We start from the raw sequence: 25,339 nt of genomic DNA, 5'->3' as shown, positions 1-25,339 counted from the left end.
ACAGATTGATTACTCTTCCCAGGCGCGGCCGTCGCGGGCCAATAATGCCACGGAGGCAATCGGCCCCCAGCTGCCAGCCGGGTAAGATTTTGGAGCGCTGTGGTTTTGCGCCCAGGCGTCTTGGATCGAATCGACCCAGGCCCAGGCTTGTTCGATTTCCTCGCGGCTTAAAAACAGCGTGGTGTTGCCGCGCAGGGCTTCCAGAATCAGTTTTTCGTAGCCGCCGAAAATACTGTTTTTCTTGAAGGTTTCCGAAAAACTCAAGTCCAGCTTGGTTTGTTGCAATTTGATATTACCGTCTATGCCCGGCACCTTGTTCAACATCACCACATCCACGCCTTCGTTGGGCTGCAAATGGATCACCAGTTTATTGGCCGGCAGGTCGCGGAAGCTGTCTTTGAAAATGTTGTGCGGCAATTGTTTAAAGTTGACGACGATTTCCGTACGCTTGTTGGGCATGCGTTTGCCGGTGCGCATGTAAAAAGGTACGCCGGCCCAACGCCAGTTGTCGATGTCCACCCGAATCGCCACGAAGCTTTCGGTGGTGCTTTCCTTGTTGGCGCCTTCCTCTTCCAGATAACCCGGCACCGCCGCGCCTTTAATGAAACCGGCGGTATATTGGCCGCGCACGGTTTTTTCCTCGACATTGCGTGCGGTAATCGGCCGCAAGGCTTTCAACACCTTGATTTTTTCCATGTGGATGCTTTCCGCTTCCAGATCGGCCGGCGGTTCCATCGCTACAAAGGTCAGAATCTGCAGCAAATGGTTTTGCAACATGTCTCGCAACTGGCCGGTTTTATCAAAGTATTCCCAGCGGCCTTCGATGCCGATGTCTTCACCCACCGTAATCTGGATATGATCAATGGTGTTGTGGTTCCAATTGGTAGTGAAAATCGAGTTGGCAAAACGCAGGGCCAGCAGATTCAGTACCGTCTCTTTGCCCAGGTAATGGTCGATACGGTAGACCTGATCTTCCTGGAAGACTTCTTCGACGACGTCGTTGATCTCCTTGGAAGACTTCAAGTCGTGGCCGATGGGTTTTTCCATCACCATCCGCGATTCGGCGGTTAATACGCCGCAGCTTTGCAAACCCTGGCAGATACTTTTGAATAGAAACGGCGCCACGGCAAAATAGTTGACCATCACCCGCTTTTCCGGATCAACTGCGGCATTCAACTGTAGATATTGCTCCGGTTGAGTCAGGTCGATTTTCAGATACGATAATCTTTGCGACAGCCGGCCCCAGATTTCGGGGTTTATCTCTTTGTGTAAGAACGATTTCAGGCTGTTATGAGCAATTTGGACGAAGCCTTCGCTGGTTTCCTCCAGTCGATCAACGCCGATAATGCGGGTATCGGTTTCCAGCAAATTGGATTTTTCGAGACGATACAACGAAATCAGTAACTTTCGTTTCGATAGATCACCCAATGCGCCGTAAATCACCAGGTCGCAAGGTTTGTAATTTTGATTTTTCATCAGTGATACCAGGAATGAAGAAGAGGGTTGATCGGCTTTGGCATGTCGATTTCAGCGCGCAAAATAAACGCACGTTGCAGGAAACTCTGGGCCCGGATCAGTCGAAAATGCCGCTATTATAATGTTCGTTGCCGGTTCGGAACAAGATCAAAGGCCGCCAAGGCCGGATTTACTTGGGTTGGTGGCGCACGAAACGGTTGACAGTTAGCCGAACATCTCGGTGGTATAACGATAGGCTTGCATCGTGTCCGACCAATAGGCGGCGGGTAAGCCGGCCTTTTGTTTTAGGTGTTGTAAAAACTGGGCGGGATCGGGTAGATCATCCCATACCGAGGGCAGGAAAGTGCCGCGCCGGCCGCCTTCCTGCAAGATGATGCCGTCGATGCCGGGGCGAAGTTGCACGATTAGATCCGCTTCCGAAGCGAATTTCATCGCTACGGCGGGGCTAAGTACGGAAATATGCAGATCAAGATCGGCCAGTTCCTTGGCCGCCAGCGGCGGAAAACGCCGGTCGCGGAAAGCCGCCGCAAAGGCGTTTTCCGCTACATCTTCCACCAAAGGCCTTACCGCTTCCAGCATGCCGATACAACCGCGCAATTGACCACGGCGTTCCAGCGTGACGAAAGTCGCGCAGATTTCGCGTAATTCCGCTGGATAGCTCTCCAAATCGACCGGTAACGGCCGACCGGTTTGCATGCCGTGGGCTATGGATTGCCGGGCTAGTTCCAGCAACGGAGTTTGCAAGGTTTTAGTCAACGACATAGGCACCGTACCCCACGACTTGCTGTTTGTCGCTGGCCGTGTCGCCGGAATTGCGCAGATCTATGGTTTTAATAGACAGGCCTTTTTGTTTCAGTAGTTTCAACAAGCCGTTGACCGGCACCTTGCCGCAGGCGGCCTCGCCGCAGATTTCGGTGTATTGCAAATGCTCTATCATTCGGCTGGTCGCCTGGTCCAGGCGTTTGGCGGTGTCGTAGTCGTGATAATGGCTTAGGTCCGAGCTGATGACCAGTAAGGTTTCATCGCCGCCCCACAACAGCTCCAGCGCCTGACTGACTTGTTCGGGACTGGCGTCGCCGGCCACGATGGGGACCAGCGTGAATTGCTGTAAGACCGATTGCAGAAACGGCAGATGTACTTCCAGGCTGTGTTCCAGCGTGTGGGCTTGTTCGATGTATTCGACAAACGGCAAACTCAATAAGGCTTCGATAGCGGCCTGGTCTACCTCAACATCGCCGAGCGGGGTGGTGTAAGCGTGGGTTCTGCTGACTGCCAAGCCGCGAAACGCCACGTGATGCGAAGGGCCGATCAATATCACGCGGGTAATGCTGGCTGCGGCGGGCTTTAAACGGGCGTAAGCGGTAGCGGCTATCGGCCCGGAATAAATGTATCCGGCATGCGGCACGATCATGGCTTTGGGCGCTTTGCCGGTGGGGCGTACGTCCTGCAAATAGCCGGACACCGCGTCATGAAGTTGTTGGGGGTGGGCAGGATAAAACCGTCCTGCTACGGCGGGTTTTCTATTCATGCGCTGATCCTTTTTTAAAGTTTTAATACGATCAGAGGCCGGGCGGATAGCGGCGCATCAAAAAATTGAATACCCCGCCCATCTTGGGTTTATTCTACTGCTAACTCTCGCCGATAACGACCCGATTTTATGCTTGGGGTTCAAGGAGCATCGCCATGACTACTTTACTCAGCGCGGATACAGCAGCCACCCGTTATTGGCATGTGTTGGCGGACGGCAAGGTGCAGTGCGACTTGTGTCCGCGCTTTTGCAAATTGCATGAAGGCCAGCGCGGCTTGTGCTTTGTGCGGCAGAATCTGCATGGTCAAATCGTGATGACCAGTTACGGCCGCTCCAGCGGTTTTGCCATCGATCCTATCGAGAAAAAGCCGTTAAACCATTTTCTACCCGGCACGCCGATTTTTTCTTTCGGCACCGCGGGCTGCAATTTAGCCTGCAAGTTTTGCCAGAATTGGGACATCAGCAAGTCGCGGGAGATGGATACGCTGATGAGCCTGGCCGAGCCGGAAGCGATAGCCCGAGCCGCACTGGAGCACGCTTGCAGCAGCGTCGCCTATACCTACAACGATCCGGTGATTTTCCACGAATACGCCATCGATACGGCACAAGCCTGCCGGGAGCTGGGTTTGAAGTCCGTGGCTGTGACCGCCGGCTATGTCTGCGCCGAGCCGCGCGCCGAGTTTTACCGCTACATGGACGCGGCCAATGTCGATTTAAAAGCCTTCTCCGAGGGTTTTTACCACAAGATCACCGGTGGCCATCTGCAGGCGGTGCTGGAAACGCTGCAATATTTAAAACACGAGACCCCGGTCTGGTTGGAGTTGACCACGTTGCTGATTCCCGGCGCCAACGATTCCGAGACCGAATTGGAAGCCATGACCCAATGGGTGGTCGAGCATCTTGGTCCGGATGTGCCCATGCATTTCACCGCGTTTCATCCGGATTGGAAAATGACGGATACCCCGCACACGCCGCGGTCCACATTGTTGCTGGCGCGCAGCATTGCCTTGAAAAACGGCGTGCGTTACGCCTATGTCGGCAATGTTCACGACAAATCGGCGGAGAGTACCTATTGCCACGGCTGCGGGAAAATTTTGATCGGCCGCGATTGGTACGAGCTGTCGGATTGGAATTTGGATGCCGCCGGCAACTGCCGGTTTTGCGGATGTTCTTGTGCCGGGGTGTTTAATCCTTTACCCGGCGATTGGGGCGCCAAGCGCCAGGCAGTCAAGTTTTAAGGTTTAAGACCAGGCATCCGGATTGATTTGGCCGATAGCCTGAAATGTGGGTTTGCAGAATAGATAGCCTTGAAACAGCGTGACGCCGCAGCCCAGCAGAAAATCCCGTTCGGCCTTGGTTTCGATGCCTTCCGCCAGCACTTCGATGCCGAGTTCGCGGCAGATTTGCACAACCCCTCCCACTATCGCCTGTTTGGGTTTGCTGAGATTGATGTCGCGCACCAAATCCATATCCAGTTTCAGCACATCCGGCTGGAATTCGGCGAGTAGGTTCAGGCCGGCGTAGCCCGCGCCGAAGTCGTCGATAGCGGTTTTAAAACCAAAGCGCCGGTATTCGGTGAATATATTGATTAAATGCGGACGGTCGGACACATCCTCGCCTTCAATCACTTCGAAAATGATGCGGTCTTTGGAAAAGTTGTAGCGTTGCGCGGCTTCAAAAGTCGAGCGGATACAGGCTTCGGGTTGGTAAACCGCATTCGGCATAAAGTTAATCGATACAAACTCCTGGATACCCAACCTTGCTGCGCCTTCCACGGCTTTAATCCGGCAGTTTTGGTCGAAGCGATAGCGGTTGGCATCGGTGACTTTGGCGAGTATCGATGCGGCCGATTCACCGTTAACGCCGCGCACCAGCGCTTCGTGGGCAAAAACGGTGCGGGCAAAAAAATTGACGATGGGCTGATAGGCAAAACTAAAATCGAAATCCAGTTCCTCCAGATCTCGGCAACGGTTGCAACTGGGCAGGTCGGTATTGGTGCTGGTCTGTGGCGAATTTGGCGCGGTATTTTCTGGCATAACGGATTCTCTAAATCGATGTCAGGATGTTGATCATCCTTGCTTGAGCAGGCTTGCTTCCCTGGTAATCGTCATTATCAAGTGTAGCGAACTTGATGCGAATCATCATTAACTTCGCAAGTTTTCGATTACTGGGTCGAGTTGGTTTCAGGATTCACTGAATTAGTTCAGTGTCAAATTCTAAGATTTAATTATTTGAACCAGCATCAATTTTGATTCTGCAGGGAAACTTGCATATGATAGCCCAACAAATTTAAGTCGGTGCCTGCTCACACTGTCCCTGCAAATATTCAGCAGGCTTCTGGCAAACGGAACTTAAGGGAATTCCATGAAAAAACCTCGATCACTCGATCACGACGGCCTGGATGGCATTATTCCGTCTACGGACAAAGCGCGGCTGAGTTCTGCCAATCCGCAGGGCAAATCAGACAAAACCTTTAAAAAACCCTTGCGCCGCAATGTGCCGTGGTTGCTTGGTGTGATTGGTTTGCTGGCCGTGGTGGCGGTTTTAGTGCCTGAGTTAGCGCAAAAGCCGCCAGCCATTAGCCAGACTGCAGGCTTGAGTAAACCGGCAACACCAGCCACCGTTCCTGAGCCGGCAACCCCCGATACCCAAGCACCGCAGCCCTCAACAGAAGTCGCTCCAACCTTGCTTGCCGAGGCTAAACCGGATCAAGCGATTGCTGCGAAGCAAGAGGCGCAACAGTCGGCATCCGGAAATGACAATCCGCAAACATCGGACCCGATGCCTGAGTTACCTACTGAGCCGACCGCGGCGGGTATTCCCAAAGTCTCGCCGGATACTGCGGCGCAAACCTCTGGTACGTCGTCTTTTACCGTGTATTTCAAATTCGATTCCAGCAAATTAACGCCGGAATCTGCGAACAGCAGCAACGAACTATTGAGCGCGGCCAGAAGCTGCCAAAACCGGATCAAACTGACCGGGCATACCTGCAATTTGGGTAGTGATGCCGCCAACGTGCAGTTGGGCTTGACGCGGGCTAATGCCGTTAAAAAACTGTTGGTCGGCAAAGGTATCGGCTCAACAGCCATCTTCACCGCATCGGAAGGTATGAGAAATCCGGCGGCGCCGAACGATACCAAAGAGGGCCAGGCCTTAAATCGTCGGGTCGAATTGCAGTGTGTGGATAATTAACCGAATTGAAGAGGGTAGACGCTATGATACAAAACAGTAAATCAGACTATCAGATAGCCCAGCAGCAAATTCTCGACGGTATTATTTCCGGCGAGTTCGATATCGAAAATCGCAACGATCTGGGCCCGCTGATTCCCATTCGATTGTTTCAAGCCTTGCGCATGGTGGCTTTGGGTTCCAACGTAGAAGACATATTAGGCCAGGGTGCTCCTTCGCTGGTTTATCATTCCGGCCAGAGTTTGGGTTTGGCGATGGGCCAAATTGCCGCCGCCAATATCGATAAAGACCTGGAAACCTATGTCGGCAAAATCAAATTGCTGTGCCGGCAGCTGAGTATCGGCCTGGTGGTGCCGGATAAAGTGGACTTGTCCGCGGGCGTGCTGGAGTTAAGGGTGGATGAATGCGTGTCCTGCGCCGGTATTCATCATGTGTCGGCGCCTATTTGTCATTTCGAAGCCGGCATGGTCGGCGGCATCGTCAAAACTTTTTTCAATCGTAATGTAAAGGCCACCGAAACCAAGTGCAACGCGCTGGGTGACAAGACGTGTTTAATCCGCGTCGACTTACTGTAGGTTGATAATTATTAAAAGCATCAGGAGAGCAACATGAGTAGTAATGTCCAATTTCTCGATCCGCGCAAATCTCAGAACAACGAAATCGATTCCATCTTGCGCAATCTGATGAACATCCAGGGCGTATCGGCAGCGGCCATTGTCGATAGCGACGGCTTTGTCACGCATATTCACCGCGATTTTGAAATCAACACCGACGCCATCGGCGCTTCGGTGCAGGTGGTGTTCGGCGCGGCGGCCAAAGCGGCGCAACATGTCGGCCATCATTTAACCAATATGGTGATCTGCGAAAACAACGACGGCTACATTTTATCGACGCCGATAGACGCGGGCTTTATTCTGGCTCTGGTCACTCAGCGGGAAGCGTTGTTAGGACGGGTGCGGTTTGAATTAAAAGAAACCATTCCGGTATTGAAAAAATTGTTTACCAGTTATCTGGCCAATTAACCGCTGTCTAGAGCTTAAATATGCATTGGTTTGAATCGCAGTTGGCGCAGTTGGATACGCTCGCCGACGATTATCTCGCCGCGCGCCGGCAGCCTGCGGCCGACATCGTCAATGTCAGTGAAGCCACCCGCTTAAAGCGTGCGGCATTCATCGACGCCGTGCAGTCTGTGGTGGATAAAGTGGTCAAGATCAATGGTGTAAGCGCTTGCGCAGCCTACCACGACGGCCTGATTCTGGCCCAATCCGCGGAAGCGTCCAATATGGATGCGTTCGGGGCGATTATTCAGGAAACCATTCGTGCTGCACAGCACGGTGAAACCTCGCTGGGTTTGGGCGAGATCGAACAGATCGTCATTGTCGGTGCCGTCAACAAGCTGGCAATGCTCAGCGTCGGGCCTATCATTTTGTGTATTTCCAGTCCCAAGGGCGTCAATCTGGCCTCTGTGTTGAGTCAGGCTAAATAGACGGCGGCAAGTCTATCCAGCCGTCGTTTCTTCCTTCTCGCCGGGTGCTGGCGAGAAACCCCATCCCCACGTTCGTAGAAATTGCCCTCCGTTACCAACTGAACTAAGCTGTTTAGTGAACGGCGGGTGTTGTCCCGCGGTTTCATAAAAATAACTAGATCTTCGCGTTATTAACCCGGCCCTATTGGTCGCGGGTATGCCGTCCGGGCTGAGCTCGTCGAAGTCCAGGCTGGTGTGGGCGATGTTTAAGGGCCGGGTTAATAAATCTCACTGGGGGGATGCAAAATGAAAGACTGTGGGTCTCAATTTGGCGTCGGCTGGTCTATCGGACTGGTTTTTGTGTTTAGTGTGCTGCGCCAGCCATTAACGTTGGCTGCGGAACCCGGCGGCGACTTCGAAGCCGATTCCCAGGCTGGCCGGACGTTTTCGACTGATTTGAAAGCGGCTGACGATGCTGTTATCGACACCCGTCTTTCCGAACAGGCCGATGAGGCCGGCAGGGATGTGGCGGATATGGATCTGCTGGAGTTGGTGAATGTCAAGGTGTCGCCGTTCGATGTGTCTTCCCAGCTTGATAGCGGATACCTTGCTTCGAATTCGGTGTCCGGCTCCCGTTTCGACGCACCGATCAGCGACTTGCCGTTTGCGCTCCAAGCCTTTACCGAGTCGTTCATCAAGGATCAAAAACCCCGCGATATTTTCGACATAGCCCGCTATTCGCCGGGAGTCACTTACCGCAGCAACGACTTCAACGAAGGCAACGCCAACTTGGCCATTCGCGGCTTTGCGGTGGGTTCTTTGGCCGGCGGCAATATTCACACGTTGCGCGACGGCGTCCACGGTCCGTCCATTTTGGATTTCACCAATATCTCGCGGCTTGAAGTGGTCAAGGGGCCGGCATCGTTTCTGTACGGTCAGGTCGCGCCGGGCGGTATCGTCAATGTCATCACCAAAAACCCGCAGCGCCGGTTTGCCGCTGCTGCGGATGGGCGTTACGGCTCCTACGGCGAGTATCGTTTCGATGTTGACGTGACGGGACCTGCTACAAAAAACCTGCTCTACCGGCTGGCGGCTTCTTATGATCAGGATATGCATTACTGGGAGCCCTACGATGCCCATTCCTGGAATATCTCGCCTTCTTTGCTTTGGCAACCCAGCGACCGCCTGAGTGTCTCCTTAAAATACGAAAACTTCGAAAAAATAGAAGAGCCCCAACTCATGCAAAAGCCCGGCTACAACACCCAGGCCGGCGTATTGCCCACTGCCGCGGACCCCAACCTTTCCGGCGTCGATGTGCCGGGCTTGCCCGACAATTGGAACAGCATGGCTTACAGCGACTATCGGCATAGTCACACCCACAATCTCAGTACCTGGATAGACTTTAAGGCCGACGAACACTGGAATCTACGTACCGGCTATTCGCATCTGGAATACGATGTCGATGCGCTGTTTACCGGTAACTTGGGCATGAGTAATAACACGACATTGATGCAGGGTCGTCGAGTCAGGCAGCAAGCCTACAGCAACCGTGACGACACGATAGAACTGCAAGGCGTGGGTAAGTATGACCTGGGCTTCGCCAGTCTGCGCTTGCTGCTGGGCGGTCAATACATTGACCGCAACTTCCATCGCACCGCCGGCCAGGCACCCAACGATTCGGCCTTGGGCAGCAATCCCACCGCTTCTCCCTTGCCTTTGTGGGATCTCGGCAATCCCAACACCTGGAACCGGAATACGGCGATACCCTTATCCCGGCTGACGACCAGCCTCACCGACGAGAACGTGAACGCTGTCGACAAATCGGTCTACGGCAGCTCTACCTTCGGTTTTTTCGATGACCGTTTGCTGCTATTGGCCGGTTGGCGCTGGACATCAACAGAAAGCCAATACACAAACCGCCTGACCGGCCAAGCACAGGGCGCCACCGCAAGTGCGGTCACGCCCCAATACGGGCTGCTCTTCAAGCTGACACCCGAATGGTCGTTGTTCGCCAGCTATGCCAAATCGTTCGTGCCGGGCACTTTTCCGGCCAACAATCTGGACGGTAGCACGTCGATTCCTAAGCCGACTGAGGGCTGGGGTTACGATGTCGGCATTAAAGCGGACTGGTTTGACGGTCGTTTATCCAGCACGCTGACTTACTTCGAGATCTTAAATAAAAACATCGTCAACGACATGGCGTTGACCAATTCCGCCGGCGGCATCACCATTTACGGTCTGCAAAGCGGTGAACAGCGTTCCCGTGGTATTGAATGGGACGCCACCGCTAAACTGACAGACGACTGGCAACTGTATCTGTCCTACAGCTACATGGATGCCAGGATCACCGAATTCAGCGGTCAGGACCATGCCATCCTCGCCCAAGACCCCGGCACGCTCGATGCAGCGGGGCTGGCTAACTATAAGAACGTCAATCGCTTCCACAACGCGCCGCTGCAAATGAGCGCGCCGCACCTGGCTAATTTGTGGACACGTTACGACTTTAGTGTTGAGGCGCTGCGCGGCCTGCATCTGGGCGGTGGTGTCAATCTGGTCTTCGATCAGACTTTGTTACCCGATAGTCCGGCTAATTCGCGGCAGACTTATGCTTTGTTGAACGCCCTCATCGGTTATACCTGGGAAGTGGGAGGGCATAGTATGAGCGTGGATCTGATGGGCAAAAACCTGCTGGACGAACAATACCGGCCTTCGCAAAGCAGCCGCAGCAGGCCCCGCGAGTTGATGATCAACTTTTCGGTGAAGTTTTGATACCGGGGCTAAGACTATGACATTAGCCGACTATCGGTACTGTTTCCCAGCGGCAAGCCGGTTAGCATTGGACATTACCGATGTTGGGCGCTATGCCGGATGGGTTATGCAAGGAGTGCGGTTTTGAGTGCTAATTCATCAGGGGCTTGCGATCAATGTGCAGGCAATAAGCTATGTCCGAGGCGCCATGCCAGGGCGGCCCTTTGGCTTGCTGCCCTGTTGCTGCTGCCGGGTTTGGCAGTCGGCCAGGAGGTGATAGTCGATAACCCCTACAAAGTAAAAGCGGCCTTTCTGCGTAATTTCGCCCATTACGTGGTCTGGCCGAAACAGGCGCTTCCCGCCGGAAATGCGCCTTGGTGTATCGGTGTGCTGGGGCCTGATCCGTTTGGCGATATTTTAGAAACCACCTTGCGCGGACGAACGGAGCAGGGCCGTGGCTTTGTCATTGTTCGCGCCGCCACGGTGGCAGAATTGCCGCCGTGTCAGATTGTTTTCATGGCTTATGCGGATGCCGCAAAGCGGCGCACGGCGCTGGCGGTGTTGAAACAGCAACCGGTTCTGACGGTCAGTGACGAGCCGGAATTCTTGCCGGATGGTGGAGTCATAGGATTTGAAGTGACGGATAGGGTGCGGATGAGCGTCAACCTCGATCAAGCCCGAGCGGTTTCCTTGACGATTCAGACCAAAATGTTGGAAGTGTCCAGTGAGATTTTGGAAAACGGCGAGCTGCGCCGAATGAGATAAGTCATGTCCATCCAAGCCACTATTTACAACAGACTTGCGGCAGTGCTCTGGGGGGCGGCGCTGTTGGCGTTCGTGTTGGCTGTGGCGGGGCTGGCACTGTTTCACAGTATGACCCTGGAACAGCGCGTGCGGCAGATCATGGAACCTTACGCGCAGTTGGTCGCTGTGGGCACTGAGGCGGCGGTGGCTTTCGAAGATCCCTCGCGGGCTCAGGAAGTGCTGGATACCTTGCGCGCCAATCCGCAAATTCAAGAGGCGGATATTTTTTTAGATGATGGGCGGATGCTGGCCAGCCTCAACCACACTGCCTCCGAGCCGCCGCGGAGTACGCCAACCTTAGCCGATGGCATTTATCTAAACCACGATGCCGCGGAGTTGTTGCAGGGTTTAGGCAAAGGCGGGCGGTTGCGCATCGTGATGGGTCTGGAGCAATTGAGTCAGCAAACTCACCAGCTGCTCTGGTTATTCGGTGCCGGTATGCTGGTGCTGTTGGCCGCTACCTTAGGGCAACTGGCGGTGCTGCGGCGGACTATCATTCAGCCGATTGCTTCCTTAACCGTCGCTGCGGAGCGGGTTCGGCTGTCCGCCGACTACCGGCATCGGGTTCCAGTCGTCGGCGCCGATGAATTGGCGCGCTTGGGGGAAAGCTTCAACGCCATGTTGGAAGCGGTTGAAGAACGTGAAATGGCATTGTCCCGGCTTAACGCCTTTCATCGTACGATTTTGGACAACGCGGCCTATGCCATCGTCTCTACATCCTCTGACGGCACGGTTACCAGCTTCAATTTAGCCGCGGAGCGCTTGTTGGGGTATACGGCCGACGAGTTGATAGGCCAACACACCCCGGCACTTTGGCACGATGCAGCCGAGATTCAACAGCGTGCTCAGACATTGTCTGCAGAACTGGGTGTCTTGATTAATCCGGGATTCGAAGTGTTTACCGCGCATTCTCAACGGGGTCTACGCGAAGAAAACGAGTGGACTTTTATCTGCAAGGACGGGACGCGCGTGCCGGTCAATCTGTCTATAACGGCTTTACAGGGGGAGGGCGGCGCCGTTAGCGGGTTCGTTGGCTTGGTTTATGATCTGACCGAGCGGAAACAGGCGCAGCACCAGCTGCAATTGCTGACTTATGCCCTGGATCAAGTGAAGGAATCCATATTCCTGATGCCGGGGAACGATCCGAAATTTCTTTATGCGAATCAGGGGGCCGCCAACCGATTAGGCTACAGTCGAGATGAGCTTACCCGCGGTATGGGGGTGTTCGATATTGATCCCAGCTGGTCGCCGGACGTGTGGGAGAAATTTTGGCCGGTGCTGTCCGTGAGTCGCCAAATGCAATTCGAAACCAGTCACCGGACACGTGATGGGCGGGTTTTCCCGGTGGAAGTGACCGGTAACTGTTTTGAGTTTGATGGCAAGACATACAACCTGGCGATTTGCCGGGATATCAGCGAACGCAAAAACGCCGAGAAATTGTTGTCGGAATACGCCGCGATCATTGAGTCCACTGAAGATGCCATCATCGGTAAAACTCTCGATAGCGTCATTACCAGCTGGAACAAGGGGGCGGAACGCATGTTTGGCTATAGGGCCGACGAGATCGTCGGTCATTCGATTGCTATTTTGATACCCGGAGAATGCCAAAATGAGGAGCGGGAAATTCAGGATAGAGTCAGGCGGGGAGAATCGATTAGGCATTACGAGACGATCCGCCGCCGTAAGGATGGGCAATTGATTGACGTTTCGGTAACGGTGTCGCCGCTACGAAATTCAAAAGGCGAAATTGTCGGGGCTTCCAAAATTGCGCGCGACATCACTGATCGCAAACGCGCAGAAAACGAACTGATGCGCTACCGAAACGAGTTGGAAAACACTGTGCAGCAACGGACGGCGGAATTGCTGTTGGCTCGCGACGCCGCCGAAGCGGCTAATAAAGCCAAGAGCGTATTCCTGGCTAACATGAGCCACGAATTGCGCACGCCGATGAACGCGATTCTCGGTTTTTCCGCCATTCTGCTGAAAAATGCCCGGCTACAAGACGGTGATCGCGCCAACGTCGAAATTATCAATCGTAGCGGCGAGCACTTGTTGAACTTGATTAATGACGTGCTGGAAATGGCCAAGATAGAAGCGGGCCGGGTCCAGTTGGAAGATGCGCCATTCGATTTGGGGGAAATGGTGCTGGATGTGATGAAGATGATGCAGGTACGCGCGGCCGAGAAAAATCTGCAAATAGTCGTCGATCAGTCTTCCTCATTTCCGCGCTATATCATCGGTGACCAGGCCCGCTTGCGCCAGATATTGATCAATCTGGTGGGCAATGCGTTGAAATTTACCCAGCAAGGCGGGGTGGTCATACGCTTGTCCACCAAGAACAACGCCATCGCCCATCTGTTGATTGAAGTGGAGGACTCCGGTCCTGGGATTGCCGCTGAAGACCAAAAGCATATTTTCGAACCGTTTGTGCAGATAGGACAGCTGGCCGACAACAAAGGTACCGGGCTGGGCTTAAGCATCACCCGCCAATTTGTGCAATTAATGAAGGGCTCAATCAGTCTGGAGAGTGCACCGGGGCAGGGTTCGCTGTTTCGCATTGATGTGCCGCTAAAGCAGGCGCAGGCAGCCGATATTAACGGTTTGTACCGATCGGAAGAACGCACGGTGCTGGGGCTGATGCCGGGGCAGGATAATTATCGGGTTCTGATAATCGAAGATCAGCTGGAGAATCGATTATTGCTGGTGAATCTGATGGAGGCCGTGGGCTTTCAGGTTAAGGTGGCCGAGAACGGCGAGTTGGGCGTGGCATGTTTCCAAAGTTGGCAGCCACACTTAATCTGGATGGATATACAGATGCCGGTCATGGAGGGTTTGGAAGCGACCAGAATCATTCGAAGCTTGCCGGGCGGCAAACAGGTGAAGATCGTCGCGGTCACGGCGTCGGCTTTCACCGAGCAACGGGCGGATATTATGGCGGCCGGCATGGACGACTTAATCTGTAAGCCTTTCCGGGCCAACGAAATCTACGACTGCCTAACCCGGCTCTTGGGCGTGCGCTATGTTTATGCAGACTCACCGGCAATGATGCCGGAGGGCGTGATTTTGACGCCGGAGATGCTGTCGGTCGTGCCGCAGAATTTACGCGAGGATTTGCAGTTGGCAGTGAATAATCTGGATAGCGAGCGTATAGGCGGGATTATTCAACAGATTGCAGCGTACGATCTGCGGGTGGCCGCTGCATTGACTCGGCTTGCCGAAGCTTACGAATATCCGACTATTCTTAATCTATTGGGAACTAACTAAAACATCATGGTAAATGCAGGCAAAATTCTGGTCGTTGACGACACTTCGGCGTCTTTGAAGTTGCTGTCGGACCTGCTTAAGGCTGAAGGGTACGAGGTGCGCTCGGCGATAAACGGTGAGCTGGCCGTTAATTTTGCTACCGCCAATCCGCCTGATTTGGTGTTGCTGGATATTCTGATGCCGGGTATGGGCGGCTTTGAGGTTTGCCGTCTGCTCAAAGCGCATCCGGATACCCGCCATGTGCCGATTATTTTCATCAGTGCGCTGTCGGACCCGGAAGAAAAAGTCCAAGGCTTTGAGCTGGGCGCGGTGGACTTTGTCACCAAGCCGTATCAACGTGAGGAGCTGCTGGCGCGCGTGCGCACACATTTGGAAATCGACCGGCTGCGCAATCATCTGGAAGAGTTGGTGGAAGAGCGTAGCCACCAGCTCCTGGAGAGCGAGAAAAAGCTCAGAGCCAGTCTGAACGATCTGGTTGCGGCCCATAGCCTCATGCACACCTTGCTGCGGACTATTCCCGATCTGGTCTGGTTAAAGGATCTGCAGGGTGTGTATATCAGCTGCAATCTGCAATTCGAACGCTTATACGGCGCCAAGGAAGCCGACATCGTCGGCAAGACCGATTACGAATTTACCTCCAGGGAACTGGCGGATTTTTTCCGGGACCATGATCGCAAAGCGCTGGCCGCCGGCAAGGTTTGCGCCAACGAAGAATGGCTGACTTTCGCTGATAACGGTTACTACGGCTTGTTCGAAACTCTGAAGACACCGGTGTTGAATCAGGACGGCAAACCGATAGGCGTGCTCGGAATTGCCCGCGACGTGACCGAACGTAAGGCGGCAGAAGCGAAAGTCCAACGCCACATGCAGCTCTATGCGGCCTTGAGTCATTGCAATAAAGCCATCGTCCACAGTGCCGACGAAACCGAACTGTTCCTGGAAATTTGCCGTGCTGCCGTGGAGTTTGGCGGTATGAAAATGGCTTGGGTTGGCGTGTTTGCGGCCGATCAGTGCTCGATACGCCCGGTCGCCAGTTTTGGGGAAGGCGCGGAAGAGTTGGCTACTATCGATATGTGCATGGATGCCGCCAGTGCTTTCGGCCGCGGTCCTGCCAGCGTGGCAATCCGCGAACAACGCCCTTGCTGGTGTCAGGATTTTATTAACGATCCGATGACCGTGCCGTGGCGCGAACAAGGCTTGCGCGCCGGCTGGGCGGCGTCGGCTGCGTTGCCTTTACTCAAAAACGATCAGGCGGTCGGCGCATTCGTACTGTACGCCGACGAGGCGAACGCCTTCGACGATGCGGCGCGCGACCTGTTGGTCGAAATGTCCATGGATATTAACTTTGCCTTGGAAAATTTCAGCCGCGCGTTGGCTCAAAAACAGGCAGAAGCCGAGATCGAGCGCCTAGCGTTTTACGATCCGTTAACCAATCTGCCGAATCGCCGTCTGCTTTACGACCGCCTGCAACAAGCCATAGTCACCAATGCCCGGCATGATAAGCATGGTGCAGCCTTGTTTATTGACCTGGATAACTTCAAAGCGCTCAACGACACCAAAGGCCATACGATTGGCGACTTGCTGCTGATCGAGGTTGCCCAACGTCTGCGAGAATGCGTGCGCGAAGGCGATACCGTCGCCAGGTTGGGCGGTGACGAATTTGTGATGATATTGAACAGCCTAAGTGCGGACGAAACCCGTGCGTCTGCCGATACCAAAATGCTGGCGGGTAAAATTCTTTCTGCCATTAATCAGCCTTATTCGTTGCAGGGATACGATCACCATTGCTCGGCCAGCATGGGTATCTGCATGTTTCGCAACCAACATATTACGGCAGAGGAATTGCTGAAATACACCGATACCGCGCTTTACCAAGCCAAACGCGGCGGCCGTAATAAGCTGCTGTTTTACGATCCGGTGATGCAGGCCGCCTTGGAAACCCGCGCGGTATTGGAAAGCAATTTGCGTGTGGCACTAAGCGAGCAGCAATTGGTGCTGTATTACCAGATGCAGGTCAACCGCGCCGGTCAGATTCTTGGCGCAGAAGTCTTGATACGTTGGCTCCATCCCGAGCGCGGCTTGGTTTCGCCTGCGGAATTTATTCCATTGGCCGAGGACACTGGCTTGATCTTGCCGATTGGTAAATGGGTCATGGACTCGGCTTGTGCGCAGCTCAAAGCCTGGGAAAACGATCCGCTTAAGTCTGAGTTACAGCTTGCTGTGAATGTCAGCGCCCTACAGTTTCATCAGGATGATTTCGTGGAGCAAGTCCGGCTTGCCCTGGCGCGCTGCGATTTGAGTCCCAATCGGCTGAAACTTGAGCTCACCGAGAGTTTGGTGCTGGATGACATTGACGATGCGATTGTGAAGATGCAGCAACTGCGTGATTTTGGCGTGCGTTTTTCGATGGACGATTTTGGCACCGGCTATTCGTCGCTGAACTATCTGACCAAGTTACCGATAGACCAATTGAAGATCGACCAGTCCTTCGTGCGCAATATTACGGTATCCCAAAGTGATGCGGTGATTGTACAAACCATCATCGGCATGGCCGATAACTTGGGTATCGAAAGTATCGCCGAAGGCGTTGAAACCGAAGAGCAGTTGACATTCTTGGAACGGCAAGGCTGTCAGTTATATCAGGGCTACTTGTTCAGTAAGCCGATACCGTTGGCTGATTTTGAAGCACTGTGCATTAAAAAGCCGGAGTCTTTTGGATTGCCTTGAATATAAGCCGAATGCAAAGAGGGCTGAAGCGACTGTGATTCGAATACTGCTTGCCACCGCAGTTATCGCCGCGCTGGTTGCCTGTCCTGCGTCGGAGGACGCACATTCCACAGCGATGGGCACTGAGCCGGTATGGACACTGGAAGCAGCGGTTGCCGGCAAGTGGCGCGACCCGGCTAATGTTGCCCGCGACAACTGGCGGCATCCGTTGCAAACGCTGACGTTCTTCGGCGTGAATCCTCAGCAAACTGTGATCGAAATTACGCCGGGTTATGGTTGGTACGCGGAGATTCTGGCGCCTTTGCTTCGGGAAAACGGCCATTACATTGCCGCGGTGATAAACCCTGAGAGTGCCGTCAAGAACAGCGCCAAACATTATTATGCAAAGCAACTCAACGCGCTTGAGCGCAAATTGCGTGCCTCACCGAGCCTATACGGTAGTCCGGAGATTCGGCTTTATGACGAAGCCAAGCCGACGTTTGGCGCACCCGCTTCAGCGGATGTGGTGCTAACGTTCCGCAATGTCCATAACTGGCGGGAAGCGGATAGCGTGGCATTGATGTTCAAAGGTTTTTTCGACGTGCTTAAACCTGGCGGTACGCTGGGGCTGGTCGAACATCGGGCAAACGGCGATGTGGCGGACGACGATTTTTCGGGGTATATCGGCCAAAATCAGCTGATTGCCTGGGCCGGTGCGGCCGGCTTTGTATTGCAGGCTGCCAGCGAGATCAATGCCAACCCGTTGGACAGCAAAGACCGCGAGGGCGGCGTGTGGCGCTTGCCGCCGGCATTTAGCCAAGGCAGCAAGGATGGGGATAAATACGCCGCGATCGGCGAAAGTGATAGAATGACCTTGCGGTTTATAAAGCCTGGCGCGGCGCTTGGTGCGGTGCAATAGCTCAGCTAGCCCAAAAAAAGCCACAGGGCACAAGAGCGGGCATCCAGCGCCATGGACGGCAAGCTTCCAGCTATCCATGCAGTCTGGATTTCGGCAATCCCTGCCGAAATGACGACTTACGGGACGTACCTTTGAATTAGCTAACGGCTGACGCTAACGTTGACTATTTCGACATGAGGGCGTTTACTCCACAGGAAATTTTCTTGGTTATAAAGGTGCCGAATCGATGAACGAAATACTAATTGCCGTGGCTGTTGAAAAAGAGGGGAATATCGCGCCGCATGCCGGCAGGGCATCGCGCTGGCTGGTTTATGTTGCCGAAAATGCAGCGGAGGCGAGTCTGGCTTGGACGCTTGATCTAACCGAGATTGGCAGCCTGCACGAATGGCATGTGCGCGGCGACGGCAATCGGCATCCGCTGCATTATATTGATGTGGCGATTGCCGGGTCGGCGGGAGACGGGGTGAAGCGGAACCTGCTGGAGAGAAATACTGAGCTGCATACCACCAGCGAGACATCGCCTTTGCAAGCAGTGGCCGCCTATCTGGCCGGCGAACTTGTCGATGGCCTGCCGCACGAGGAAGCACATTGCCTAAAAACCAGCGATCAATGATCCGTACTCAAATATTGTCGCTCCCGCACAGGCGGGAGCCTAGTTGCCGGACTTGGTTCGCTGAGCGGTATTACTGCTTTGGTAAGTTCAAGGGCCGTGTCGCTTACTAGCTCGGCGCAGTTGTTTTACTACAAACTCAAAACTCCCAAACCACTTTGCCGTAAACGCCGCGTTGCACTTCGGCGGCTTGGGTGAAAGTTTCCTGAATGTATTCCAGATGTTGGTTGTCCAATAAGTTTTGGCCGACCAGCGATAATTCGACGGCTTGATTGAGCTTCCAGGCCAGACGCAAATCCAGGGTGGTGTAGGCTTTAATGTATGCCGGCCCGCTTAAGGTAAAGGCGCTGGCGTTGTCCACATATCGCAGCCAGGCATCCAGGGTAATGTCCGGTGTCGGATTGAGCATCGCGCGCAACGAGGTTTTGTGCTGCGGCGATACTGCTTCCTGGTAATAGGGATTGCTGGTCAGCTCGGTTTTCAACACGCTATAACTCAGGTCCCAGCGCCACCAATCCAGCATTTTCCAAACTACCGAGGTTTCTACGCCATAGGTTTTGCCCTTGCCGGTATTGTCGATAATCAAAGGCTGTTTGATAAAAAACGGCACATTTGCCGGGTCTATCGATCCAGGATGATAGGAGCGCAGATTTTGATAATCGTTATAAAACAACGATACATCCAAGGAAAAGCTGTTGCTGGGGGTGTATCGATAGCCGGTTTCGTAGGCCAGCACCTCTTCGGATTGGTAAGCGTTGGAACCGGTTACCGCGAGGGCCAGGGGTAAAGGTGTGCTGTTGGGGCTGGTCAGCGGCGGCACCACTTGGCCGATTAACTCCATATGCGCATCCACCCGCGACGGAATGCGCACACCTCGGGAAATAGCCGCCCACAGCCGGTGATTGGGGTCAGGTCCCCACAGCAGGCGGGCGGTGGGTTGCACTTCGATGCCGGTGTAATCGTTGTGCTCCAGTTTGGAACCCAGCGTCAGCCATAGCTGCTCGTCCACCAAGGTTAATTGGTCTTGGAGAAAGGTACTGAAATAACTCTCGCCGCGTTGAGGTGGCGTGAAATTAACTAAGGTCTGCTTCACTTGGTTTTCTTTGGTGTAGGTATACCGATAACCCGCGCCCCAGATGATGTCGTTCCAGTCGTTTAGCGCAAAGCGGTGTTGAAAATCGACGTCGCCGGTATAACGCTCTTCTTCAATAAAACTTTCTCTGCGGTCATAGCTGTCGAAGTACAGTTGTAGAGTGTAATTTGAGGTGTCGGAAATGCGATGTTGTAGACGGCCCAGCAAGTTGCCGCCGGTGGCTTGTACCTGGTCGGCAATCGTTTCTCGATAAGGCGCGGTGAACGTAGCTAATCCGATTTGCTGGTTTAAATTGCTATGATAAACATCGCCTTGCACGGTGGCGGAGTCGGCGTCCGACCAGTCTGAGTCGATGCGAAAGCCGCCTTGCATTTTGCTCCAGGCATCGCCGGCGGGCTGGCCGTCGGCTCTGCTGAGCGTGTCACGATCAAAACCTTTGAGATAGGCGCGGCCGCTGGTGTTTTCGTTGAGCTTGCCGCCATAGCGGAATGCACCGAATCCGCGTTCCTCGCTGCCGCCGCCGGCGCTGAGCAAGCCGCCTTGAGTATCGGCGGCATGTTTGGTGATGATGTTGATGACGCCATTTACGGCGTTGGCTCCCCACAGCGCTGCTCCGGAGCCGCGAACCACCTCGATGCGCTCCACGTCCTCCAGCATGACATCCTGCATTTCCCAATACACACCCGAGAAAGCCGGTGTGTAGATATTTCTGCCGTCGATCAGCACCAATAATTTATTGGAAAACCGGCCATTAAAACCGCGCGAGCTGACGGCCCATTTGTTGGCGTCGATGCGGCCGACGTCGATGCCGGGAGCCAAACGTAGTGCATCGGGAATGTTAGTGGCGCCGGCGCGTTTGATGTCGTCGTTGCTAATCACAAATACCGCCGCCGCTGCATCGCCTAGCGCTTGGGTTTTTTTGGAAACGGATGTGATTTTTACCGATAGCAGTTCTTCTAAATTCAACTCGGTTAAATCGGTATCGGCCGAAGCAATCTCCGTATGAACAGCCAAGCACAGCGCGCCTATCCAAACGGGGTAAAAGGTATTTTTCATTCTGTAGCAAATGGGGCATGGCAAGAGACAGCGTGTCTCTCGGGTTAATTCTTCAGCTGCAAATGTAGCGCAGCATCGATTTATCACAAAGTTTTTGTAGCATTTATGCATTCTACTTTGTCAGGCGCATAAAGGTGCTGGCCATTCCGGCCCTCAAGTATCATGCTGCCCGCCTTAATGGAAATGGTGAACGCAAGAAAAGGCCGGTCAATAGGTCAATCTGTTGACTGACAGCGTTCTGCGCTTACAGGTGCGATGGAATGTGCTGCGCGTTAGGGCCAAGCAAATAGGGGAGGAGGGGATGCGCTGTTGGCCGTTGGCGGCGGGATGAAGATAAAGTTTTCAGCGGTATGCCAACGGCAGTGGCACGAGGACTTAAGCTGACGCAGTTTGTTTTTACCCGGCCCTTATATGTCAGCGGTCCCGCGCCGCTCAGGGCTAAAAGGGCTGCGCTAAGGTTACGGCGTTCGAGGGATGACGATACTGGGTCTATATAGGAGCCGGAATAAACTATCAGGCGGGTTTCATACCTCCGCCCACATCCTTAGCAGGTTGTGGTAACAGCCGGTCAGGTTGACGGTCGGCGCGGTGTCGCCTTGGGTGTTGCGCAATTCCAGGATAGCCATGTCCATTTCAAATAACAGGCGGCGGCGTTCGGTTTCCCGCACCATGCTTTCCAACCAAAAGAACGAAGCCAGCCGCGCGCCGCGCGTCACCGGTTCCACCCGATGCAGGCTGGAACCGGGATACAACACCATATCCCCGGCCGCGAGCTTCACGGCGTGTTCGCCGTAGGTGTCTTCGATGACCAGTTCGCCGCCATCGTAACTGTCCGGGTCTGCCAGGAAAATCGTCGCTGATAAATCGGTACGCACCCGTTCGCCGCTGATCGGGCAGTGGCGGATGGCGTTATCGATGTGGTTGCCGAAGGTGTTGTGTTCTCCGGCATAGCGATTAAACAAAGGCGGGAAAATCTTTTTCGGCAGCGCCGCCGACAGAAACAGGGGATTGCGATTCAGGGCATTCAGCAGGATGGCACGGGCCGCCTGACTTTGCTCGGTTTGCTCCGGCAATTGCCAATTGTTTTTGACCTGTGCCGACTGACTGCCGGCGGTGATGCGGCCATCCGCCCAAGGCGCGTCGGCCAGCATATCGCCCAGCTGTTGCAGTTCGGCAGGGGAGAGGACTTCCGGAATTTGGATCAACATGGTCTAACCCGAGATGGCTTGCAAGGCAAAAAACACCGCCAGACTCATGGAGCCCAGCCCTAAGCCGGCGGCGGCCAACCGGTTGCCGTGTAGCCTGGTCCACAACAGGGTGCCGGTCAAAGCCAGCAGGATCAAACCGCCCGCCAAGGTATCGACCAATAAGACCCAGCCGACGCCCATGCCGGTGCCCTTATGCAGATTATTCAAAGTGGTCAACAGGTTGGCCTCGCCTTGCTTGACCGTGACAAAGGCGTTGCCCTCCCAATAGTCGGCGGACAGTATCCTTTGCGGATTGCGCACGTTGATCTGCCAGGAGGCCGGCTGCTGAACCGGTTGATTGTTCCAGGTTACGGTTTTACCGGGTTCCTTGCGAATTTTGGCGTGGGACGTATCGATGCTCAGCGTTTCACCCAGCCAGGCCGCCATTGCTTTCGGGTCCGCGGGATGCGGTTCCGGCAAGGCCAGCTGGATTTCTTTTTGTTCCATGCGACCAATCGGAATTTTCAAGATGTCACGATGATTCATTAAAATCCCGGTAAAGCCGAACAGCAAGCCCAACGCCGCGCCCCACAGCCCGAACCAGGCATGGGTGCGGCGCAGCCATTTAAGAAAGGCGCCGCGCGACAGGCTTTTCGGTAAAAACAAGTAGCCGCCGTTGGTTTTCTTGGGCGGGCGGTTGGCTGGCGTCAATAATGAGTCGGTTGCGGTGTTCATGGGTCGGGTTCCAAAAGCGGGCTATGGCAATTGCAAATAAGGGGTTTTGCGGATTGGGCGGAACGGTTAAACCATCTCACCAATAGCGGATGTTGTTTAACCGTTCGCACACGTCGAGTTTAGTATTTAAAGCTCACCGTCAACTGCCCGGATACCGGCGTGCCCGGCAAGGCCGAGTTGGTTTGTCCGGATTCGTAATAGACGGTATCGGTCAGGTTGAACACGTTGAGTTGCACGTCGTAATGTTTTTGATGATAGGCCACCACTGCGTCCAGGCGGGCGTAACCCGGTAATACCGCTTCGTTGACGCTGTCGGCATAACGGTGGCTGGCGTAGTACACGCCGCCGCCGATCTCCCAGTTGTCGGTTAGATGATAAGTGCTCCAGGCTACGCCGCTGTGCTCCGGCACGTTGACGGCCGTCATCCCCTCGAACGATTTCACTAAGCCGCTGACCGAGCCGGTGGCTGTTGATGTGGACTTGGTGATTTTCGAATCAAGATAAGCATAGGTCAGCGACACATCCCATTTCGGCAACACTTCGCCGGCCAGACCGGCTTCGAAGCCGTCCGTACTTTGCTCGCCTGCAAGGATTTGCAGATTGGCATCCAGCGGTGAGGTAGTGCGGGCGTTGGTTTTTTCCAGGCGGAACAGGGCGGCGGTGGCCGAAAATTTGCCGTCGAACAGTTCCCATTTGCCGCCGATCTCATAGTTATGATTCTGCTCCGGTGGCAGGTTGGCGTTGTTGGCCGACAAACTCAGGCTTTCCGCAGACGGATTAAACGACTTGCCGTAACTGAAATAATAGGATTGCGCTTTGCTGGGCTGCCAGACGATGCCGCCGCGCGGGCTCCATTGATCGACGCTGCTATTGAAGTCGGCGCTGCCTATCCGATCAGTCTGTTGGGCCTCGAACACATCGTAGCGGGTGCCGGCCAGTAATTTCCATTCCGGATTGATCTCGAATTGGTCCAACACATAACCCGCGTAGGTTTGGGCTTGGGTCAGACGGCTGGTGTCCAGCGTGCCGCTGAAGTCGTACGCCAAGCCGGTGGTACTGGCGGTAAGGCGCGGATTGAATATCGACACCCGGCTGACGCCGGTCGAGTTTTTGGATTTGTAATCGTATTCTTCCCAACCGAATTCGCTACCGAACATCAAGGTATTGTTGAAGCCGAACAAGGGCTTTTTGTAGACAAAGTCGGTCTGGTTGTAGATGTTTTCCTGAGTGTTCAGGCGCAAGGCTTGCGAACGGGCGATGGTGCCGGCATTGGCGCCGGTATAGGCCGCTGCGCCGGAATACAGATGGGTCAGGTATTTACGCTCGTAGTCGCCGTAGCGGATTGAGTTTTTCACCGAGAAGTCCTGGTCGAAACGGTGGGTTAGCGCCACGGTGGCCACATTGACATCGGTGTCCATCATCCGGTTATCGGTGAAGCCGTAAAAGGTGTTGATAGGCACGCCGGCCGGCCGGCCTCGATACATGGGCACGCCGTAATCGAACACGCCTTCATCCTGTTGGTGCAACAGATTTAGCGTCAAATCGGTATCGGCGCTGATGTCCCATTTGAACGAAGGCGCGATACCCCAACGGTTGCTGTAGTTGTAGTCGCGATAGGAATCGGCATCCTGATACATCACATTCAGCCGGGCCGATAAATCTTGATATTTGGTTTCGGCATCGATGGCGGTGCGTTTGAAGTCGTACAAGCCGTAGGTAAAGCTGCCGTTAATCCCGGTTTTACCGGTGGGCTTCTTTGCTACTTGATTGATCACGCCGCCGGTGGCGCCGCGACCGAATAAAATTGACGATGCGCCTTTCAGCACTTCGGCTCTTTCGATGAAAAAGGTGTCGCGAGTGTACTGGCCGTTGTCTTTGACCCCGTCCAGATATTGGTCGGAGCTGGCCGCGAAGCCGCGCAAGGTAATGGAATCGCCGGTACGGCCGCCTTCGCCGGCGGCAATGGTCAGGCCGCTGACGTTGCGTAAAGCGTCGCGCAGGTTGAAGGCGTTTTGCGACTCGATCAGTTCTTTTTTAACCACGCTGACAGACTGCGGAATATCGCGCAGTGCCATCTCGGTTTTACTGCCGGTGGTCGAGGTTTCGGCTTTGAAACGAATGGCTTGCTTTTCGCGGTTGGCTTTGACTTTAACGTCTTCCAAAACCACTTCTTGATCATTGTTGGCCGCTACGTCGGCGGTCTGGTCGGCGGCGAATGCTGCTCCGCTCAGAGCCGCGCCCAGCGGCAATAAAGCCCCCAAGCGCCACTTGGCAGGGGTGGTTTTTTTCGTGGTCGAATGGTTTGCAGACATAGTATTCCCGTAACTGAATAAATAGTGCTGGCTGCCTGGCTGGGAATGCTGGGTGGCTAAGATTTTACGAACCGACAGTTATTGTCCGTCGGTTATTGATCGCTATTCGAGATATGCGGCTCCAAAAAGCCAAGAAATAAGATCATTCTCAAATAATAACGATTCTCATTTTATTTTTTTTGAGACTAATGTCAACTCCGGAATTTGCGTGCAGACTGTTTCCCAATTCGAAATCAAAGCTTGGATA

Annotated in this window: 19 protein-coding genes; 11 read left to right on the top strand and 8 right to left on the bottom strand. The window is 54.2% G+C overall.

What is annotated here, in order from left to right:
• Positions 1-9 precede the first annotated feature (9 nt).
• The 3 genes from zwf to amrB form a co-directional block, all read right to left on the bottom strand.
• Complete coding sequence (gene zwf, locus JL719_RS16355; protein WP_033155357.1) at positions 10-1,476, bottom strand: glucose-6-phosphate dehydrogenase; 1,467 nt, start codon at positions 1,474-1,476, stop codon at positions 10-12.
• A 204-nt stretch (positions 1,477-1,680) separates the two neighbouring features.
• Positions 1,681-2,238, bottom strand: a complete 558-nt coding sequence (amrA, locus tag JL719_RS16350; RefSeq protein WP_033155356.1) for an AmmeMemoRadiSam system protein A — start codon at positions 2,236-2,238, stop codon at positions 1,681-1,683.
• Positions 2,225-3,004: an AmmeMemoRadiSam system protein B gene (gene amrB, locus JL719_RS16345; protein WP_033155355.1), complete on the bottom strand. Its 780-nt coding sequence runs from the start codon at positions 3,002-3,004 to the stop codon at positions 2,225-2,227. The genes amrA and amrB overlap by 14 nt, the downstream gene beginning before the upstream one ends.
• A 155-nt stretch (positions 3,005-3,159) precedes the next feature.
• Here amrB and amrS point away from each other — a divergent pair, with 155 nt between their 5' ends.
• The gene (gene amrS / locus JL719_RS16340; protein WP_033155354.1) at positions 3,160-4,242 is read left to right on the top strand and encodes an AmmeMemoRadiSam system radical SAM enzyme; all 1,083 of its coding nucleotides are present in this window, start codon (positions 3,160-3,162) and stop codon (positions 4,240-4,242) included.
• 3 nt (positions 4,243-4,245) lie between these two features.
• Here amrS and JL719_RS16335 read toward each other — a convergent pair whose 3' ends face one another.
• Positions 4,246-5,040 (bottom strand): EAL domain-containing protein, encoded by a 795-nt coding sequence (locus JL719_RS16335; RefSeq protein WP_051669634.1) that lies wholly within the window; start codon positions 5,038-5,040, stop codon positions 4,246-4,248.
• Between the two features lie 328 nt (positions 5,041-5,368).
• Between JL719_RS16335 and JL719_RS16330 the strand changes: the two genes are divergently transcribed.
• From JL719_RS16330 to JL719_RS16285, 10 genes are all read left to right on the top strand, one after another.
• On the top strand, positions 5,369-6,196 hold the full coding sequence (locus JL719_RS16330) for an OmpA family protein (RefSeq protein ID WP_051669632.1): 828 nt from the start codon (positions 5,369-5,371) through the stop codon (positions 6,194-6,196).
• A 23-nt stretch (positions 6,197-6,219) separates the two neighbouring features.
• The gene (locus JL719_RS16325) at positions 6,220-6,768 is read left to right on the top strand and encodes a V4R domain-containing protein (RefSeq protein WP_051669630.1); all 549 of its coding nucleotides are present in this window, start codon (positions 6,220-6,222) and stop codon (positions 6,766-6,768) included.
• A 33-nt stretch (positions 6,769-6,801) separates the two neighbouring features.
• Positions 6,802-7,215 (top strand): roadblock/LC7 domain-containing protein, encoded by a 414-nt coding sequence (locus JL719_RS16320; protein WP_033155353.1) that lies wholly within the window; start codon positions 6,802-6,804, stop codon positions 7,213-7,215.
• Positions 7,216-7,235: 20 nt separating this feature from the next.
• Positions 7,236-7,679, top strand: a complete 444-nt coding sequence (locus JL719_RS16315; protein WP_033155352.1) for a roadblock/LC7 domain-containing protein — start codon at positions 7,236-7,238, stop codon at positions 7,677-7,679.
• A 285-nt stretch (positions 7,680-7,964) separates the two neighbouring features.
• The gene (locus JL719_RS16310; RefSeq protein WP_033155351.1) at positions 7,965-10,427 is read left to right on the top strand and encodes a TonB-dependent siderophore receptor; all 2,463 of its coding nucleotides are present in this window, start codon (positions 7,965-7,967) and stop codon (positions 10,425-10,427) included.
• Between the two features lie 123 nt (positions 10,428-10,550).
• On the top strand, positions 10,551-11,171 hold the full coding sequence (locus JL719_RS16305) for a YfiR family protein (RefSeq protein WP_033155769.1): 621 nt from the start codon (positions 10,551-10,553) through the stop codon (positions 11,169-11,171).
• A 3-nt stretch (positions 11,172-11,174) separates the two neighbouring features.
• Entirely contained in the window at positions 11,175-14,474 is a 3,300-nt protein-coding gene (locus JL719_RS16300) for a PAS domain S-box protein (RefSeq protein ID WP_033155350.1), read from the top strand.
• Between the two features lie 6 nt (positions 14,475-14,480).
• Positions 14,481-17,201, top strand: a complete 2,721-nt coding sequence (locus tag JL719_RS16295) for an EAL domain-containing protein (protein ID WP_033155349.1) — start codon at positions 14,481-14,483, stop codon at positions 17,199-17,201.
• A 34-nt stretch (positions 17,202-17,235) separates the two neighbouring features.
• Positions 17,236-18,099, top strand: coding sequence for a class I SAM-dependent methyltransferase (locus tag JL719_RS16290; RefSeq protein ID WP_033155348.1), 864 nt, complete (start codon positions 17,236-17,238; stop codon positions 18,097-18,099).
• A 226-nt stretch (positions 18,100-18,325) separates the two neighbouring features.
• Positions 18,326-18,712, top strand: a complete 387-nt coding sequence (locus JL719_RS16285; RefSeq protein WP_033155347.1) for a NifB/NifX family molybdenum-iron cluster-binding protein — start codon at positions 18,326-18,328, stop codon at positions 18,710-18,712.
• Between the two features lie 136 nt (positions 18,713-18,848).
• On the opposite strand, the gene JL719_RS16280 is transcribed toward JL719_RS16285, so the two are convergent.
• From JL719_RS16280 to JL719_RS16265, 4 genes are all read right to left on the bottom strand, one after another.
• Positions 18,849-20,858, bottom strand: a complete 2,010-nt coding sequence (locus tag JL719_RS16280; RefSeq protein WP_033155346.1) for a TOL_0244 family TonB-dependent receptor — start codon at positions 20,856-20,858, stop codon at positions 18,849-18,851.
• Positions 20,859-21,382: 524 nt separating this feature from the next.
• The gene (locus tag JL719_RS16275; protein ID WP_033155345.1) at positions 21,383-22,066 is read right to left on the bottom strand and encodes a Fe2+-dependent dioxygenase; all 684 of its coding nucleotides are present in this window, start codon (positions 22,064-22,066) and stop codon (positions 21,383-21,385) included.
• A gap of 3 nt (positions 22,067-22,069) precedes the next feature.
• The gene (locus JL719_RS16270; protein WP_033155344.1) at positions 22,070-22,780 is read right to left on the bottom strand and encodes a PepSY-associated TM helix domain-containing protein; all 711 of its coding nucleotides are present in this window, start codon (positions 22,778-22,780) and stop codon (positions 22,070-22,072) included.
• Between the two features lie 119 nt (positions 22,781-22,899).
• Positions 22,900-25,092 carry a TonB-dependent receptor gene (locus tag JL719_RS16265; protein WP_033155343.1) on the bottom strand — a complete coding sequence of 731 codons (2,193 nt, stop codon included), beginning with the start codon at positions 25,090-25,092 and terminating at the stop codon, positions 22,900-22,902.
• Positions 25,093-25,339: the final 247 nt, after the last annotated feature.

Origin of the sequence: Methylomonas sp. LW13 (assembly GCF_016865255.1) — a bacterium.
GTDB lineage: Bacteria > Pseudomonadota > Gammaproteobacteria > Methylococcales > Methylomonadaceae > Methylomonas.
The sequence above is the reverse complement of the archived record's forward strand: the minus strand, read 5'-3'. Positions and strand labels throughout refer to the sequence as shown.

Bases quoted from the DNA above. Each gene is read 5' to 3' on its own strand.
- JL719_RS16275 (WP_033155345.1), bottom strand. From the start codon at position 22,066: ATGTTGATCCAAATTCCGGAAGTCCTCTCCCCTGCCGAACTGCAACAG.
- zwf (WP_033155357.1), bottom strand. From the start codon at position 1,476: ATGAAAAATCAAAATTACAAACCTTGCGACCTGGTGATTTACGGCGCA.
- JL719_RS16265 (WP_033155343.1), bottom strand. From the start codon at position 25,092: ATGTCTGCAAACCATTCGACCACGAAAAAAACCACCCCTGCCAAGTGG.
- amrS (WP_033155354.1), top strand. From the start codon at position 3,160: ATGACTACTTTACTCAGCGCGGATACAGCAGCCACCCGTTATTGGCAT.
- JL719_RS16335 (WP_051669634.1), bottom strand. From the start codon at position 5,040: ATGCCAGAAAATACCGCGCCAAATTCGCCACAGACCAGCACCAATACC.
- JL719_RS16280 (WP_033155346.1), bottom strand. From the start codon at position 20,858: ATGAAAAATACCTTTTACCCCGTTTGGATAGGCGCGCTGTGCTTGGCT.
- JL719_RS16300 (WP_033155350.1), top strand. From the start codon at position 11,175: ATGTCCATCCAAGCCACTATTTACAACAGACTTGCGGCAGTGCTCTGG.
- JL719_RS16270 (WP_033155344.1), bottom strand. From the start codon at position 22,780: ATGAACACCGCAACCGACTCATTATTGACGCCAGCCAACCGCCCGCCC.
- JL719_RS16315 (WP_033155352.1), top strand. From the start codon at position 7,236: ATGCATTGGTTTGAATCGCAGTTGGCGCAGTTGGATACGCTCGCCGAC.
- amrB (WP_033155355.1), bottom strand. From the start codon at position 3,004: ATGAATAGAAAACCCGCCGTAGCAGGACGGTTTTATCCTGCCCACCCC.
- JL719_RS16285 (WP_033155347.1), top strand. From the start codon at position 18,326: ATGAACGAAATACTAATTGCCGTGGCTGTTGAAAAAGAGGGGAATATC.
- JL719_RS16330 (WP_051669632.1), top strand. From the start codon at position 5,369: ATGAAAAAACCTCGATCACTCGATCACGACGGCCTGGATGGCATTATT.
- JL719_RS16325 (WP_051669630.1), top strand. From the start codon at position 6,220: ATGATACAAAACAGTAAATCAGACTATCAGATAGCCCAGCAGCAAATT.
- JL719_RS16295 (WP_033155349.1), top strand. From the start codon at position 14,481: ATGGTAAATGCAGGCAAAATTCTGGTCGTTGACGACACTTCGGCGTCT.
- amrA (WP_033155356.1), bottom strand. From the start codon at position 2,238: ATGTCGTTGACTAAAACCTTGCAAACTCCGTTGCTGGAACTAGCCCGG.
- JL719_RS16320 (WP_033155353.1), top strand. From the start codon at position 6,802: ATGAGTAGTAATGTCCAATTTCTCGATCCGCGCAAATCTCAGAACAAC.
- JL719_RS16310 (WP_033155351.1), top strand. From the start codon at position 7,965: ATGAAAGACTGTGGGTCTCAATTTGGCGTCGGCTGGTCTATCGGACTG.